Origin of the sequence: Pseudoalteromonas sp. S16_S37 (genome assembly GCF_014694405.1) — a bacterium.
Lineage (GTDB): Bacteria > Pseudomonadota > Gammaproteobacteria > Enterobacterales > Alteromonadaceae > Pseudoalteromonas.
In genome coordinates this window covers 1-17901 of sequence record NZ_JAAUWV010000011.1, presented here as the reverse complement: position 1 = coordinate 17901, position 17901 = coordinate 1, and the positions used below count along the sequence as shown (strand labels likewise).

The window sequence follows — 17901 nt, the reverse complement described above, 5'->3', positions numbered from 1 at the left end:
AATATTTCAGCGGGTTAACAAGACCTCGAAATTTGCATTAATTCGAACGATTTATGAGGGTTTTGAGCCATTTTGACCCCCTCTTTTTAGCTGAATTTACCGTTTTAATGCCAAATCCAACGTAAAAGCCTGTTAATTGTCATCATTTTGTCCCCTTGTATGAGCTATTTTAACCCTGCCTTATCAATATGCTTTGAGCAATACTGCTCATTCAGCTTGGTTTTGGTATGTAAAAGTGCTTGGTGAAATCGGGGCAATAATCAAAACCTCATATAAATTTGGACAATTAAGGCAATCAATGAGTGTTATGCAGCAAAGTTTTTTTAAATTGCACAAATCATTATGGGTAATACTAAGTGTAATAATCCCATTAACTATCCTAACGGTTATAAGCAATAGCACACTAAAAAGCTTTGCGACAATAGATTGGGTAGATTGCATCGGCGAAGGGGGCATTGCCTTTATGACCTTACTTTGGTTGGTCGCAACCCTTCTGTCTCGACCTAAAGGGAAAGTCACGCTGCTGTTGTTTTTTGGATTATCTGCGCTGCACATATCCATGCTTATGGACTTCCTCGATGAATTTTACCGTTTTGATAGCGCTAATACTTGGCTCAGTGCATTTGAGGCCTTTCCGGCATTTATTGGGATGATACTTATGTCTTTTGCAATGTATTTTTGGTACCAAGAACAGCAAATACTTAACTTTATGCTGTTAAAGAAAGAGCGTTTCTATCGCGAGTATGGTTTAACCGATCTTATTAGTGGCTTATACCGCGCCGAGTATATGAAACAGCAAATAGATAAAGAGCTATTAGCGTTAGATCATCACAATATCGCGTTTTGCATCGCATTGATTGATATAAAAGATTTCTCAGCGTTTAACGCTAAGTATGGTGTCACTAAAGCCAATAGCCTACTTGCAGATGTAGGCCAAATCATCTTACTAAATTTACGCGATACAGATTTGGTCTGTCGATACGCCAGCGATAGATTTATCGTACTGATGCCCAACACCAATTTGACTACAGCAAAGCAAGTAATTAGTCAGGTCGCAGATAGAGTGTCTAATCATAAGCCCTACGCGCAAGGAGATTCAATTTCAGGCTGTAATGATGTGCATTGGTTATGCGTGCAAGCACAAAAAGGCGAACAACAAAAAGGTATACTTGCTCGTATTAATGAGCAGCTAAATACACAGAAGTCGGCGGCATAATGGCGCGGTTTTATGAAGTAGAAGATGCCATTTTCGATGCGCATACGCTTATTTTACCAATCGTTGAAATGGCCGCGCAGCGCGGTGTTGCAAGCGATAAGATACTCAACGGCTCAAAGCTATTTTACTCCGACCTTTATAAGCAAACCAAACAAATAAGTTTTGCACAATTACATTGTGTTATCAGCAATACCAGCAAGCTGTTAAGTGCCGATGGCATTAGCTTTTTACTTGCTGAGCGCTTATTCCATAGCCTGCACGGTAACGCCTTTCAAGCACTTATGCATGCCTCCAATTTGCAGCAAATGTTTAGAGTAAGCCAGCTTCTACAATTCGAGCTATTCCCATACATGTACGCCAAAAGCTACCGCGGAGATAATCAGCTGCATTTTGTAATTAATTTTTCAGTGTCGGAGCCTAGTGACTCTGTTAAAGGGTTTTTCTATGAGTTACTAGCTGGGTTAATTGAATGCCTACTGAAATGGCATGTCAACAAGTCAACCACTAGACGTAAAGAGTCACACGGATATCATATTAAATTCCCGATTGCTCAACCTAGCCACATAGAGCAATTTCATAGCCATTTAAGCTATCAATATTCATTCGCACACCCGATGTTTATCGTATCGGTTAACCGCAACATGTTGCTAAAACCACATGACAATGCGCTACCAGCAATGACCTATTACTATCTCAAACAAGCAAGGCCATTCAATTTAGTAATAGGTTTTAAACAATATATCTCAACTCTAATAGCAAAAATGCCTAAAGCCACCAGCGAGCACATTGCAACAGCAATGGGTATGAGTAGTGCAACACTTAAGCGAAAATTAAAGCAGCACAATACCAGCTTTAAATTACTCAAAGATGAGTGGCAAAAGCAGCAATCTCTTATTTATATTACAGCGCAAGGATACTCCAATGAGCAAGTAGCCCAAGCGCTGGCCTTTAGTGATATTACAAATTTTCGGCGCGCTTTTAAGCGCTGGACGGGTAAAACCCCAAGTGAGCTTAGAGCCCAGATAACTTAGCGTACTTTCGCCTAGTTATTTAGCTTCTGAATAATTTGCCAACGCAGCTTTCTAGCCAACTCGTCATCTATGTCACCTAAACTTCCCAATGCATCTTGGTTTATATGTGGATGCGTATTATCAGAAAACACATAATGATCAAATATCGCCTTCCATGCCTGTTTTTGCGCACTTGGCAAATGGCCAACAGACAAAATTGCATGCAGCAATGCATCCGTTGGTAAGCCCAAATTCACATCACCTTGGCGCCACCAATAGTTAATTAAACCGTTGATAGACTCTGTGCTTTTTACGTGATGCCACCACATGCTCGGAATGTAAATTGCATCCCCGGGTTCTAACGCTACAAACTTTGCGCTATGTAATGCGTTGTTAAATTTAGGATATTTAGCATGATCAGGGTTAGAAAAATCAACCATACTGACTACCTGCCCAGCGGGCGTAAAGTCAATCGGTCCAGGGTATAGGCAATCAATCAGTTGTGGCTCAAATAAAGTAAACTGCCGCTTGCCGGCAACAACGCACGCGATATTATCTGGTACATCATAATGTGCCGCCACTTCACTTTGATTACCAAGCCAAATACTCACCAATGGCCCGAGCTCAAGCATCGGCAAATTGTTATCTTGCTGAAGGTTAGGTAAACAATACCCTAACGTAGTTGACCCCATGTAGAGACTTGGTTGATTTTCGCTATTTTGATTAAGTAATTGATTAAATAAATCTTTAAGATGTGTTTTTACTTGCGAGAAGTTTTTTTCGCTATGATTTTCTTTATAAAAAAATCGTCCATTATACTTAGCCTCGCACTGATAGGCATACACCCCCACGCCAGCATCAAAACCTTGTAGATATTCGCAAAATGCTTCATTTGAGTGATTTGCAGCTGCAACAATTGGCCAGTCCTTAACCACATTTCTAAACACCAGAGGTTGAGGTGTTTGCGCTTTAGACTCAGCGATAACAGTTGCAACCATATCATGTGCGTTTAATTCGCTATGCTCCTTTATGTGCCCAATTAACACGCGTATCTCCTAAAGCTGCTCTTTAGCTCGTACTAGCTTTCGTAGCTGACCTAGTGACGCCAATACCATATAAATATGCTGCAGGAACCCTTGTTTATTTAACTCAAACAATGCGTTATCTGATAAACGAGAAAGCGTATCTTCATTGATGGTATATAAGCCACTCAAACGATCTGCCCCAGCGTTAATTAATGCACTTTCTAACAATTCATGCTTTAGTAAACTGGTAAAAAACGCTTGGCTTTGACTGTGCCCGTTATGTATGGTCAACAATATGCTATTGACGTTTTGCAAATATTCACTCATGCCACCTTGGCTTGTAAACAGCGCTTCTCCCTCTTGTGTATTCACCCTTGGGTGTGACATATCAATATGCACCGCAGGTTCGCTAACTGGCATGCCATTTTGCTGTTTTTCTACAAATCCAATTAAAAAGGGTTGGCGTAAAATGCTCAGTGGTATGTTATCTGCCCGCCAGCCGCTGTCTGTTAGATACAAATTCTCACGCTCGTTAAATCCGAGCAAAACGACCGCTTCAAACTGCCCCGTTTGGCCATTCTTTTTAAAAAAGATCGGGTAATCACTTTGTAATTGTGCAAATTCTGACGGAAATACCCGCGTAATACTTACATCGTCGCCAAGACTTGCACTACGCTGGGTAAGGATCTTGATATCTTTATGGGTAATATTATCTAGTAGTTGCTCTTGACTCATAAAACGTCCTTTAACTAAATCGTTGAAATACCAAATTTGGCAATATTAGTGAGCAAGTCACGGTTTGTCGGCAATGTTCCCAAACCTCGCTTGGCATTTTGCGTAACTTGCTTAAATAGCGTATTAATCTCTTGTTGAGTAATGACATTTGCAGAAGCTCGCTGATATTGCGCAGGTGAGAAGCCCATCCCATACAATACGTACTGATAACTCGCTGGCGAAAAAACCTCATCGATGTAATCTAAATCACCGTGCTTCGGTGGTTGATATTGCCAAAGCAGTAATAGCTCTTGCAGAGACTGTGGAATATGCTCAGCGCGCATAGTTTGCCAATAAAGGGTATCTTCACGATTACTTAGCACATAATGCAACTTTAAAAAGTCGATGATGCGTTGCCAACGATAACTAAACTTAGCATTAAAGCGATTTGCCACAACATTCATCATGCAACGTGTTTTGGGAAAGTTTTCACTAAGATACTGCGCGCTTAACTCGATCATAACCAAAGCGGACGCTTCAAGCGGCTCCAAAAAGCCCGCTGACATGCCAATTGCAACACAGTTATTGTGCCAAAACTTCTCTCTAAATCCTGGGTTAAATTTGATTTCTCTAATACTATCAAGCGCTGGAGCTGCTAAACCTTGTTCAGTGATGTAATTAGCAAGTTGTTGTTTTGCCTCTTCAAAGTCACAATAATCACAGGCAAAAGTATAGCCAATGCCGCGGCGGGTTGGCAGTGCGATATCCCAGATCCAACCAAAAGGTTGTGCCGTTGATTTAGTACATGACGCGATGTTAGCATGCGCTTCACTATGACTAACTTGGGCTGCTACCGCGCTGTCATTTTTTAAGACATGCTTTTGCGATAACCAAGGAATGCCAAAGTGCTCACCTAATAAAAGCGACTTGCTGCCAGTACAATCAATAAATAAATCAGCAACTAATTGGCCGTGCTCTGTGGTCTTAACGGCCAGTATATCGCCCTCGCTATCAGCAAGTACCTCGCAAACATCATCGACGACAAGTTTAACGTCAAGTCGCTCAGTACAGTGTTCTTTAAGTAATTTGGCAAATTTATCTGCATTTAGGTGATAGCCATAATTGGCTTTCCCCGCAAATTGCATATCGCTGGGTAGCCTAGGTGCTTTGTTTTCATCACACCAGTAAGCTTGGGCGCTTACAGCATGGGCAAAATCGACTTTATCTTTAACATCGAGCCAAGGCGTGACCATATCAATGCCTTGCTCGAAGCCGACTGGCAACGAAAATGGGTGATAATACGAATGACTCTGTGCACAACCCCAATTTATAAATTCAGATCCCTGTTTGAATGAAGCGTCGCATTTTTGAATAAACTCCCCTTCAGCTATGCCTATTTTCTCCAATGTCTGGCGCATCGTCGGCCATGTACCTTCACCAACGCCAATGATCGCTATATTGGCAGATTCAACTAACGTTATTTCAATTTCGTGTCGATGCGTTGCGGCCAATATACCCGCAGTTAGCCAACCGGCGCTTCCACCGCCAACAATCAGTACACTTTTTATTTGTTTAGAGTGTGCCATATGCATTTTTCTCGTGACATTTTATAAAGCAAAGCCGCAATTAAGTGCGGCTTTAAATTAATAATAGTACGATTCCAAACGTTTCAGTTTAGAAAGTATAACGCGCACCTAAGTTATAACGCGCTCCGTATTGAGCGCCATTTAAGAACTGCTCAGGGTAACGCACGTACACTCGTTGCGTTTCTTCGGTAATATTTAGGCCCTCAAAGAACACCGTCAACTGCTCTGTTACCTGATAGTTTACGTTAACGTCAATTTGCGAGTACGCTTCCGTAAACGCTGGTGATGAGTGCTGATCAAAATCTGACAAGAATTCATCACGCCAGTTGTATGAAATTCTTACTGATAAACCATCTTTATCGTAAATCGCTGATAAGTTAGCTGAATCGCTCATGCCCACTAACGCAAACTGCGGCGTTGTGATATCACGATTTACGCTTACGTCACCGTTAACTAAAGTCGCATTTGCTTGTACACCAAAGCCACTGTCGCCAAACATATGTTGTAGTCCAATTTCCCATCCGTATAAACGAGATGCTCTTAAGTTTACGTCTTTAGAAACCGCAAAGGTGGCTAACGGATCAGTCTCATCAGCGCCGATACGCGTGCCAGGCTCAACGCCCATATTGGCATTAATACGGTCGTGGATAGCCTGATCTGACGGCTGAATGCCCTCTGCGATTAACTGCTCTCGAGCTTCTTCAGCACGTGGGCCCGTAAATACATCACGCAGGCCTTCTATGGTCTCGTTAGTTGTTACATTTACAAGGAAGTTATCCACTTTTTTATTGAAGTAACCCACTGAAACGTAACTGCCTTGGTCATAATAGTACTCTAATGACACGTCGTAGTTATCAGCTACATATGGTTTTAACTGAGGATTGCCAACTTCAACTTTACGTTGGCCTACTTTTGGATTCCCAACGAAGTTTTTGGTTGAACCAAGTGCATCAATAGGTGGACGTGTCAAAGAGCGTGAGTATGAAGCACGAGCGATTACATCATCCACTAGCTCATAATCTATATCAATGCTTGGTAAGAACTCTTCAGTATCGCCCGAGCCATCTGAGAAGCTTTGTTCTGTTGCGTAAACATATTCCCATTCGTTACCGTTTACCCACTCCATGGCAACCGCTGGGCGCTCTAAGCCCATTGATTCAATCTCAGTTTTTTCAAAGCGTACACCCACTGAAACATTCAAAGGTCTTTGTGCAACCTCAAAGGTCATATTGGCTTGCGTATAAAGTGATGTGGTCGTTTCTTTTACTCGACTGTCGTTATCAATTGGCCCAGATTGGAATTTACCATTAACGTCTTCTGGCCATCCGTCGTTAAAAATATCCGGAGCAATCGTATCTTCAATGGTTTCAAACAGATTAAGAACCTTGTCAAAATCAGCGGTTAAATAGTAATTAACTGGCTTATCACCTGCATTTGAAAAACCGTCTAACAAACCATCTAGTGCGACACGATTAAACATGTCATCAGGGAAATGCACTGCAGACCAGTTCCACCAACCTGCAGGTAGGTTTTGAGAGTAAGCAGTGGTATGCCTAAATTCCATTTTTGTACGCGCAGCACCAAAAGACACTTTGTTTAAGAAGCCGCTTTCGGTGTTAACCCACTCACCTTTGAGCTGGAACTGGGTCATGTCATTGGTTTTATCTTCTTGTGTCACTGCACCAAACAATGACCCCATGTCAGCGCCTGTTAGCTCTGCCTGAGGGTTACCTTGACCGTTTACTAAATCAAAGCCCCACAAAGGTACACCGCTACCCGCTACCGAATTGGTTTTGACATTAATGTTTGCGGTATTAGGACCAAACGCATCTCCTGCATCATCACAAAATCCACAAGACGTGTTACCGATGATCAAAAATGCATCGTTACCTAAACCAGCACCTTTATTAGTTGCAGAAGAGTCGTGCGCATCAAGCTCAAATTTAAGCGAATCAGACGCTTGCCACTGAAGATTTAAACCTAAAGACTTGTTCTCATTTTCATATTCGGCACGACTTAAGTTAGTTGCGTAGTCGCCACCTATTTCCGCTACATTGGTGTATGTGCCGTTTTCGTTGATAGTGGCACTTTTTACGTTACCACCGTTGTTAAACCAAACACCAAACGCATTACGATTCGACTCAAACTCCAATTTTGAATAGGTGTAGTCAACGGTCGCTGTAAAATCATCACTAACAGCATATTGCAAGACAAGCTGACCATTTACACGCGTACGCTCATTATCGTTGATAGAGTAACCTGAGTTTTGAGGATACCAAGTTGCGCCATCTGAGCGCTGGTTATTGTCGGTTAACTCTAGGTTTGGTGAAGCGCTTAAGTCAACATTGGGGATCCAGTTGTCGATTGCCGCTTTTTCTTCACGATTATTTCTATCTTGGTAAGAACCCGACAACAACACACCAAATTTATCATCATTGAAGGTATTGCTATAGATACCAGATACTTCAGGTGTAATATCATCGCCTGCTTCATTTGAGGTTTCTAGTACCCCCTTAACACCAAGTGACGCTTTAAGGCCTGGCGATGTTAGCGGTCTGGCGGTGAGCATGTTTACGGTTGCACCAATGCCACCACTAGGTAAATCTGCTTTAGTTGTTTTATAGATTTCTACCGCACTGACACCTTCGGTAGCAATATTTGCAAAATCAAATGAACGACCGCCAACAGTTGGTAGTTGACGTCCGTTTAAGGTCACTAAGTTAAACTCAGGTCCCATACCACGCACGGTAACTTTACTGCCTTCGTTGTTACTACGGTCAATCGACACACCTGTAATACGTTGTAGTGATTCAGCTAAGTTGGCATCAGGGAATTTACCAATGTCTTCGGCGGTAATGGCATCTACAACACCTGTAGCGCTTCGCTTCACATCCATTGATTTAATTAAACTGCCTTTGATACCTGAAATTTCGATAACTTCGATATTTTCTTGTTGTTCTTGAGCCATTGCATTGGTTGCAAAGTTACCCGCTAAAATAAGCGATAAACTCGTTGCTAGCATGGACTTGTTGAAATGTTTTGTTGTCATATTGATCCCCGGACCACACGATTGTTTATAGCTTCTCGAAAACGTAGTGCACATTTTCAAGAAACACACAATGTAAGCGCTTACAAATTTAGTTAAAAAAATATGAAAGCGCTTACATTCAACTTAGAACATATGATGTTTATAGTCAAATAAAATATCATACACTCTATTTGATTAGTTTTATTTATTTTATATATCAGGCACTTGTTGCGCTACGCATGATAAACACTTGAGCCTCGCGCCTTAAGTTGAGGCACAAATACAGGCGTCACCTGCACCTCTTTTTTGTTGTATACAGTTTTTAGTATCGAATATGCAGCCATTTTACCCATGTCATAAATGGGATAGTCAATGGTGGTTAAGGTTGGATACAAATAACTTGCATAGATAATATTATCAAAACCCACGATGGATAATTCATCGGGCACCTCAATGCCTAATTCCCTCGCTCTACTCATTACCCCTGAGGCCATTTCGTCATTTGCACACACTATTGCGGTAAATTTTTGTCCTCGCTCTAAAAAATAGTCTAGCCCTTTGCAACCTGAGTCTTGTCGATAGTCACCTTCAAACAACTGAGCTTGGGTAAATGCAATTTTTGCCTCATTTAGCGCTTGTTTATGGCCCGTTAAGCGCGCTTGAGCATCTTGTTTCCAAAGTGGCCCAGATATATAAACTAAATGTCGATGTCCTAAGTTAAGCAGGTGCTGTGTTGCAAGGTAGCCGCCTTGGCGGTTATCAAGGCAAATACACCTATTTTTGAGGCTTTCTATATAACGGTTGATCAATACAAACTCTATTCCACGGCGTTCAAGCTCAAGCAGATATTCATCACTCACAGCTTCAGCATGTAAAATTAGCGCATCACATTTACGACCAATTAAAAACTCTATGCTTTGCTTTTCTCTTTGTTCATCTGAGTGACCAGAGGTAATAATGGTGTGCTTACCCTCGTGTCTTAGCGTTTCTTCTATAGCACTCATCATATCCCCAAAGAATGGGCCATGAAGCTCTGAGACTAAAACGCCCACACTATTGGAGCGATTAGAAGCAAGTGACTGTGCAATTGAGTTAGGTTGATAGCCAAGTTCAGCCATTGCGTCCAACACTTTTTGTTTGGTTTTATCGCTTACTTTAGCGTTGTTATTCATTACTCGAGACACTGTAGCTAACGATACCCCTGCCAGCTCAGAGACTTGATAAATGGTGACCATACACTTCCTTAAAAACTATTGACTATGTTGGTGTTTTAACTCGCTAAGCTTAGCTTGAATAGATGACATAGTTTGCGTATCAAGCATGTAATTACGCATCAAATAAGCAACTACAATTGAGCCAAATGCTGGCAATATACTAAAACTTAAAGCAATACCCTGCTGAGTGTGCTCCGATTGTGCCATATCAGCTTGATAACCAAAATAGCTAAGTAGCCAACCTGCAATAGCGCCGCCCAATGCAATGCCCATTTTTATAAAAAACACCACTGATGAATAGACCATCCCTGTAACGCGACGCTTGGTAGTTAGATGCCCGTAATCTATGGTATCGGCCATCATCGCCCAGAGCAAAGGTGTCGCCATTTGTAAGAAAAAGCTCCACAATGCAAATAGTACAAATGCAATTTGCCACTGACTTTGACTTACAAAAAATGCTAATGCACAAAGTAGTGCAGCCAACACTTGTAACACTATATAGGCTTTTACCTTACACACCTTGCTTGCAAGCCAACTCGAACACGCACACCCTAAAATGCTTGCAATCATGCCTATGGTTACAAAGTGACTGACCATTTGCGGCATCTCTAAATAATATTTAACGTAATACACTGCCAGTGACGCTTTAAGTACTTGCCCCGTAAGTAGGCTCACCCCCACCAACGATAAAATACGCCATTGCGAGTTTTTAAATAGCAATTTAAAGTCACTTGAGATAGAAGGAGTTGATGCGCTGGGCTTTATTGCTACGCGTTCTTTAGTGCCCAAAAAACACAATAAAAACAATACTAAGCCAAGTAGCCCCATAACCGCCATGGTAAGCTGATAGCCGCTTTGAACATTACCTTGACCCAACAGGTCTACCAAAGGCATGGTCCCTGCTGCGATGATAAGTCCACCAAGCATCCCAAATACAAAACGATAAGATTGCAGCGAAACGCGTTGCTGCGGATCGGCGGTCATTACCCCGCCTAGTGCCGAATAAGGAATATTGATAGCGGTATACACCAACATTAACAATGCATAAGTGACAAATGCATAAGCCACTTTTAAGTTGTATGGCCAATCGGGCGTTGTAAAAGCCAATACACTGATCAGCGCAAATGGCACACACAGCCAAAGCAGGTAAGGACGATATTGACCGTATTTAGTATGGGTCCTATCTGCAATGGCCCCCATTAACGGATCGGTCACTGCATCAAATATGCGTACAACTAAAAACAGTGTGCCCACCAACGCAGGTTCAATGCCCATCACATCGGTGTAAAACAGTAGCAAAAACATCATTACTGTTTGAAAAATTAAATTACTCGCCGTATCCCCTAACCCATATGCTATTTTTTCTGTTTTTGTCAGCATAATTGTTATCTCTATTTTTTACGCGATAGCAGCATATCTCGATATGCCAAAGCGCTTTGTTTAAGTGTTCTTTGTTGGGTTTGGTAATCAACATAAACTATACCAAAGCGTTTTTTATACCCTTCTGCCCATTCAAAGTTATCCATTAGGCTCCATGCAAAATACCCTTTGATATTCACACCTTTAACTATCGCTTGCTCCAGGGCGCTTAAATGACTTTGAAAATACGCGATGCGCGCATTATCTACCACTTGACCATCAACAAGCTTATCGTCAATTGCTGCACCATTTTCTGTAATATAAATGTCCGGTAAAGTGTAGCGCTTATTCAAGTCAGTTAATAATTTAACCAAACCTTGCGGGTATACCTCCCAGCCCATATCAGTAAGGTTCATGGTGTGAGGCGCACAAACCTTAAAGCCATCATGCTCACAGTGCTGATAAATCGCTCTGCTGTAATAATTTACACCAAGAAAATCTATAGGTTGCGAAATTATCGACATGTCTCCCGCTTCAACCTGCGGACGGTGCTCTTGGGGCATAGTTTGAAGTATGTCTGGATAGCGCCCCTCCATAAGCGGTTGCAAATACCATTGATTAAAGTGCTCATCTGCGAGCTTGGCGGCGGCAATATCTTTTTCATTGCTGCTTGCAGCATAACTAGGGCTAAAATTTAGCACAATGCCATTTTTGCTCTTTGGACTATTTTTACGCAGCACCTGCATCGCCAAGCCATGAGCGAGTAACAGATTATGAGCGGCCTGTTTGCCACGTTGCTTACCTTGTAAACCTGGAGCATGAATACCCACTTCATAACCTAAATATGCACTACACCATGGTTCATTGAGCGTTGCATACGAATACACACTATCTGCGAACGCTTTGGATACAATGTCCACATAATCCGCAAATGCAACTGCCGTTTCGCGATTTAGCCACCCTCCTTTATCCTCAAGATGCTGTGGTAAGTCCCAATGGTATAGCGTAACAAACGCTTTTATATTTAACTCGCCAAGCTTATTAAGTAAGGTTTTATAAAACGCTAATCCTTCTGGATTTGGCGAACCGTCTTGGTTAACAACACGCCCCCAAGCAATAGAAAAGCGATAGGCATCTACGCCTAGGCCCGCAATTAGTTGTACGTCTTGTTGCCAATGCTTAACATGCTCACAGGCAACATCGCCATTCGAAGAGTCAGCAATTGCCCCTTGTACGTTACAAAATGTATCCCAAATTGTATCTTGCCTTGAGTCACGCGCACCCTCAATTTGAAACGAAGACGTGGCAACGCCAAAAATAAAAGACCGGTCATTAAGCGGTGACATGTTAGACAAGTTCAGTGAGTTCATGTGTTCTACTCTTAGTATTTTATTGTTAAAAGCGGTGTTAGCTTTTTAAAAAATCGATTGCAAAAAAGCCTTGCTTGTTGCTTTACATCATGACTATGCTATAAATGAAAGCGCTTACATTTCCATTTAACGTTAATGGCAATCTAGCGAATGGTCAAGCCGTTTTAATATTTAAATCGCTAAGCTATTAAAATAAAAAGTTTAATTTTAATGAGGAACAAGTATGGCAGGGTCACCAACAGTCATGCCACCACATGGCACAGCCGAACAACACAGCGGCACTAATCATATGTTTGCACTCAGTGCACTCACAACACTGTTTTTTATGTGGGGCTTTATAACCTGCTTAAACGATATTTTGATCCCCTATCTTAAAGCGATGTTTTCGCTTAACTACACTCAGGCGATGTTGATCCAATTTTGCTTCTTTGGTGCCTACTTTGTGGTATCACTTCCCGCTGGCAAACTGGTTGCTAAACTTGGGTTTCAAAAAGGAATCGTGGCTGGGTTACTAATAGCTGCTCTAGGCTGCGCACTTTTTTATCCGGCAGCAGCATTGGCACAATATAGCTTATTCCTTGGCGCATTATTTGTTTTGGCCAGCGGTATTACCATTTTGCAAGTCTCTGCTAATCCATTTGTAAGTATATTAGGCAGCCCCAAAACTGCCTCTTCTCGCTTAACCATGACGCAAGCATTTAACTCACTGGGGACTACCGTAGCTCCGGCATTTGGCAGCATGTTGATTCTCTCGGCTGGTGTTGCAAGTCAAGATGGCAGTGAAGTTCAGTTCTCTTACTTATTGTTATCGGCCATGTTATTGGTACTGGCTTTGGTGTTTGCACTAATAAAGCTGCCAAGTGTTGAGCAACAACAAGCACAAAATACCGTAACAAGCCGTTTTGCTATTTTGCATCACAAGCATTTAAGTTTGGGCGCAATCGCCTTATTTTTATACGTTGGTGGTGAGGTTGCCATTGGTAGCTTTTTAATCAACTACATTGGCCTTGAAAATATTGTCGGACTTGAAGAAGCACATGCAGCGCATTTAATTGCCTACTATTGGGGTGGCGCAATGGTTGGCCGCTTTATTGGCGCGGCTGTCATGCAAAAGGTGAATGCTGCAAACGTACTGGTATTTAACGCTCTGATGGGAGCAACGCTGGTGCTATTAGCTATTTTTGCCAATGGTACGTTGGCTATGTGGTCACTGCTGCTCGTGGGGTTATGTAACTCAATTATGTTTCCAACCATTTTCAGCTTGGCTATTAACTCATTAAAATCACAAACCGCTCAGGCCTCAGGTTTATTGTGCCTTGCTATCGTAGGCGGCGCTATCGTGCCGCTTTTACAAGGCATGCTTGCAGATAGTATTGGTTTGCAAGCTTCTTTTATATTGCCGTTATTGTGCTTTGTTTATATCGCATATTACGGTTTTGCAGGTACGACACCACAAAAATTTAAACGCTTCGACATTCAACCGGAAAAATTATGATGCCAAGAACTTCTTTAATCACATCTGTAATTATCGCCGCTTTTGGGTTAACGGGTTGTGCACAAGATTTAGAAACAAATACTGAGCAGACAACACCCGCTGCAAGCACCGCTATATGGCCAAAATTGCCCAAAACTGTGCCTATAGACGAAGATATCGAAAGTAAGGTATCGGCGCTATTGGCAAAGATGACGTTAGAACAAAAAGTCGCGCAAATGATCCAACCAGAGATCCGTGATGTCACCGTTGAAGACATGCGCCGTTATGGCTTTGGTTCATACCTAAACGGTGGTGGCGCTTTTCCTAACAATAATAAGCATGCTACACCCGCAGACTGGATAGCACTTGCCGAAAAGATGTATCAAGCGTCGCTAGACGATAGTCTTGATGGTATTAGTATCCCTACCATGTGGGGTACAGACGCGGTTCACGGCCACAATAACGTGATTGGCGCTACCCTGTTCCCACATAACATTGGTTTAGGTGCCGCTAATAACCCCGAACTTATTGAACAAATAGCCGCTATCACCGCAAAAGAAGTGATGGTGACAGGCATCGACTGGGTATTTGCGCCTACTGTAGCGGTTGTGCGTGATGATCGTTGGGGCCGCACTTATGAGGGCTACTCAGAAGACCCAGCCATTGTAGGAAAGTATGCAGCAGCAATCGTATCTGGATTGCAAGGCAGATCCGGTGACGGCTTCTTAGGTGATAAACGGGTGATTAGCACTGTTAAGCACTTTATTGGTGATGGTGGCACGCAAGGGGGTGATGACCAAGGCAATAACCTAGATAGTGAACAAGACCTGTTCAACATTCACGCGCAGGGCTACGTACAAGGTTTGAGTGCTGGTGCGCAATCGGTGATGGCGTCATTTAACAGTTGGCATGGTGAAAAAATACATGGCAACAAATATTTGCTCACCGATGTGTTAAAAAATCAAATGGGCTTTGACGGCTTTGTGGTCGGTGATTGGAATGGTCACGGCCAAGTTAAAGGCTGTAGTAATGAAAGCTGCAGTCAAAGCATAAATGCTGGGCTTGATATTTTTATGGTTCCAACCAATGCTTGGAAACCACTATTAGAAAACACCATAGCACAGGTAAAAAGCGGTGAAATAAGCCAAGCACGTATTGATGACGCCGTATCTCGCATACTCAGAGTTAAATTTAGAGCTGGGCTGTTTGACAAGCCAAGCCCAGCAAACAGAGCGCTTTCAGGTAAAACTGAACTGATCGGGCACCCTGAACACCGAGCCGTTGCGCGCCAAGCTGTTCGCGAATCACTTGTTTTACTTAAAAATAATGACAGTATTTTACCGCTTAAGCCAAGCATCAATGTATTAGTAGCTGGTGATGGCGCCGACAACATCGGCAAACAATCAGGTGGCTGGACAATCACATGGCAAGGCACAGGTAATAGTAATGACGACTTTCCTGGCGGTAGTTCGATTTATGATGGCATTAACAATGTAGTATCTGCACAAGGCGGCAAAGCACAGCTTAGCGTTAACGGGTCATTTACTGATAAACCCGATGTGGCAATTGTGGTGTTTGGTGAAGAGCCATACGCGGAAGGCAATGGTGATTTAGACAACCTTGATTACCAACGAGGTCAGGCAAGCGACCTTGCCCTTCTTAAACGATTAAAAGCTCAAGGTATTCCCGTTGTATCGGTATTTATTACCGGCCGCCCGCTTTGGGTCAATCCTGAGTTGAATGCATCTGATGCGTTTGTAGTCGCTTGGTTACCCGGCTCAGAGGGAAATGGTATTGCTGATGTTCTATTTAGTAACGCTGATGGTACCGTAAAGCATGACTTTAAAGGTAAGCTGTCGTTTTCATGGCCTAACCGAGCAGATGATACAACTGTAAATGTTCATGATGAGCAGTATTCGCCATTGTTTGCCTATGGCTATGGCCTCACTTATCGCGACCAAAAGAACCTACCCTTACTATCTGAAGAAGTTGCTAAGGCAGCAAATTCAACTAATAAGCTTGCGATTATGCAAGGCACGGTAAAATCACCTTGGTCATTACAACTGCAAAGCGCTGAAAAGTCGATGACCATGACAAGCAACACTGCAATGTTAGATAACGTGAGAGTCAGAACAACAGACCGATTTGTACAAGAAGATGCCCGAGCTATTAGTTTTACGAGTAACGAAGTCAGTAAAGTAGAAATTTCTCACGCCTTTGCGGAGGATTTACGCGCATTTAACGGCAAAGGAAGTGCTCTAAGCTTCGATGTGATGCTAACTGGCGATGTACCAAGTAATGCCAAAGTAGGCATTAATTGTGATGCGGCGTGCTCACAAGGTGTATCTTTGTCAACGTTAGTCTCAAGCAAGGACAAGGGAAAATGGCAAACAATTCACATTGCCACCGATTGTTTTGCCAATGACAGCGACAACATGGCAAAAGTGTATAGCCCTTTCGCTATCGCAAGCAGAGGCCCACTTGACTTAACGGTTTCAAATATATTCCTCAGTGCCAATCTCGGGGATGAAGATATTCACTCATGCAGTGAATAACTAACGAAATAATGTGTTCATATCTCTAAGGGTCGAAAGACCCTTTTTTAATGCCTCAATCATGCGTGCCACAAGCAAGTGATGCAGAACTTACAGTTGGCAATTTTTCAACACAAGCTAAACGTTAATACGCCTTATAATTCGACCTGATCACCCTCATTCAATATTACCAAAGGCACTTTGCTATTTAACTGCTGGTATTGGCCGAGTAACCTAAATAATGGAGCGTGAGAGCTTTTATCACCTATTTTCCACGAAGCATTGACATATACCCAAGGGATCATTACTTTACAATTCAGTTCGTCTGCCGCGTAGAGTACATCTTCTGGCGTCATATGCACTTTTCGATACCATTTACCTGCAGTTTCATGAAAATAGGAGGCAATTGGCATTAAGCAAATATTAAATAAAGAAAAATAAAAAGACAGTCATCATTAAATTATCAAGAAGACAAGCGTACAACACCAGTTCCTTTGATATTTTTATGTCAAAAGTTCCTCTTAACGCTGTTTTTTGAAATTAACTCAGGAATTAGGTGGTATTTGCAAAACGTCAGGCGCGGTTTTTCCTACTTTGTCAGCATGATTGGTTCGTGTTTTGGGTTAAATTGTGCTTTAACCAAAAAGCTTTTCACAATGACTGATGCCAGTTCGCCGTTTTCTAGTGGTCACCGTATTTCACTAGCGACCGCCTGTGAATGGATATTGAGGCTTTCACCTCAATATCGCTTGCCTGAAACTACAAGAAAAGCTGATCAAGTTGTGAACCTCACTTTACAATTACCAACCTCCATATAGCTCTTTGTTTCTATTTATTATTTCATGCTGATTAGAATTTTTATCTAAGACCCTTGTTACAAAGCAAACAGTTCACCAAACAGTTCACTGGACAGACACTTTAAAAAAGAAACCTACAGCGTGATTTCTGCCACCAAAGCACTAAACCTTTCCCCCAGTCTAACAAATTGATTCACATTATCGACTAGCGATTGCCTTTTTCATCCCGTTATTGGGAAATTGTCTATCTGTGTGACATGTTAAGCCCTACTCGTATTTGAGCATCAGTTTGCAGTTAAGGGTCGATTAGCTGAGGATGTTAAGCGAACAAGGCTTCGCTACTTTTTATACTTCGTCGTCGTTTGTGTTGTTGTCTTTCACAATACATATCAAGGTTGTGCGCTTTACCCACTGCACCATAAAACACCTTTTCAAATTGGGTGGTAAGTTTAACCGTGAGCTTACGGCAAGTTAGCGTAACTCACCATCAAAAATATGCTTGAGTCCAGAATTTAGTCTATGCGTTGTGATTTATAGTTCCAAGGCAAGTAAAGTTCTGGGTTTAATCGCAATT

General features: G+C 42.2%; 12 protein-coding genes and 1 pseudogene. 5 read left to right on the top strand and 8 right to left on the bottom strand.

Features of this window, described 5'->3' with window-relative positions:
• Positions 1-307 precede the first annotated feature (307 nt).
• On the top strand, positions 308-1216 hold the full coding sequence (locus HC733_RS07515) for a GGDEF domain-containing protein (protein WP_190364439.1): 909 nt from the start codon (positions 308-310) through the stop codon (positions 1214-1216).
• Positions 1216-2247, top strand: a complete 1032-nt coding sequence (locus HC733_RS07510; protein WP_190364438.1) for a helix-turn-helix domain-containing protein — start codon at positions 1216-1218, stop codon at positions 2245-2247. The genes HC733_RS07515 and HC733_RS07510 overlap by 1 nt, the downstream gene beginning before the upstream one ends.
• Positions 2248-2258: 11 nt before the next feature.
• On the opposite strand, the gene HC733_RS07505 is transcribed toward HC733_RS07510, so the two are convergent.
• From HC733_RS07505 to HC733_RS07470, 7 genes are all read right to left on the bottom strand, one after another.
• Positions 2259-3272 (bottom strand): cupin-like domain-containing protein, encoded by a 1014-nt coding sequence (locus tag HC733_RS07505; protein WP_342365999.1) that lies wholly within the window; start codon positions 3270-3272, stop codon positions 2259-2261.
• Between the two features lie 9 nt (positions 3273-3281).
• Positions 3282-3986, bottom strand: a complete 705-nt coding sequence (locus HC733_RS07495; RefSeq protein WP_190364435.1) for a SapC family protein — start codon at positions 3984-3986, stop codon at positions 3282-3284.
• A gap of 14 nt (positions 3987-4000) precedes the next feature.
• Positions 4001-5551, bottom strand: coding sequence for a tryptophan halogenase family protein (locus tag HC733_RS07490; protein ID WP_342365998.1), 1551 nt, complete (start codon positions 5549-5551; stop codon positions 4001-4003).
• A gap of 88 nt (positions 5552-5639) precedes the next feature.
• A complete protein-coding gene (locus HC733_RS07485; protein WP_190364433.1) occupies positions 5640-8600 on the bottom strand; it encodes a TonB-dependent receptor in 2961 nt (986 codons plus the stop codon).
• A 212-nt stretch (positions 8601-8812) separates the two neighbouring features.
• Complete coding sequence (locus HC733_RS07480; protein ID WP_190364432.1) at positions 8813-9814, bottom strand: LacI family DNA-binding transcriptional regulator; 1002 nt, start codon at positions 9812-9814, stop codon at positions 8813-8815.
• A 15-nt stretch (positions 9815-9829) separates the two neighbouring features.
• Positions 9830-11173 (bottom strand): glycoside-pentoside-hexuronide (GPH):cation symporter, encoded by a 1344-nt coding sequence (locus tag HC733_RS07475; protein WP_190364431.1) that lies wholly within the window; start codon positions 11171-11173, stop codon positions 9830-9832.
• An 11-nt stretch (positions 11174-11184) separates the two neighbouring features.
• Positions 11185-12522: a GH1 family beta-glucosidase gene (locus tag HC733_RS07470; RefSeq protein ID WP_190364430.1), complete on the bottom strand. Its 1338-nt coding sequence runs from the start codon at positions 12520-12522 to the stop codon at positions 11185-11187.
• Between the two features lie 223 nt (positions 12523-12745).
• Between HC733_RS07470 and HC733_RS07465 the strand changes: the two genes are divergently transcribed.
• Positions 12746-14017, top strand: a complete 1272-nt coding sequence (locus tag HC733_RS07465; protein ID WP_238937489.1) for a sugar MFS transporter — start codon at positions 12746-12748, stop codon at positions 14015-14017.
• On the top strand, positions 14017-16551 hold the full coding sequence (locus HC733_RS07460; RefSeq protein ID WP_238937493.1) for a glycoside hydrolase family 3 protein: 2535 nt from the start codon (positions 14017-14019) through the stop codon (positions 16549-16551). Before HC733_RS07465 ends, HC733_RS07460 begins: the two co-directional genes overlap by 1 nt.
• A 134-nt stretch (positions 16552-16685) precedes the next feature.
• On the opposite strand, the pseudogene HC733_RS07455 reads toward HC733_RS07460, so the two are convergent.
• Positions 16686-16955, bottom strand: a pseudogene (locus HC733_RS07455) (MBL fold metallo-hydrolase); the annotation flags it as partial.
• 177 nt (positions 16956-17132) lie between these two features.
• Here HC733_RS07455 and HC733_RS23380 point away from each other — a divergent pair.
• Positions 17133-17348, top strand: a complete 216-nt coding sequence (locus HC733_RS23380; protein ID WP_203219205.1) for an endonuclease V — start codon at positions 17133-17135, stop codon at positions 17346-17348.
• Positions 17349-17901: the final 553 nt, after the last annotated feature.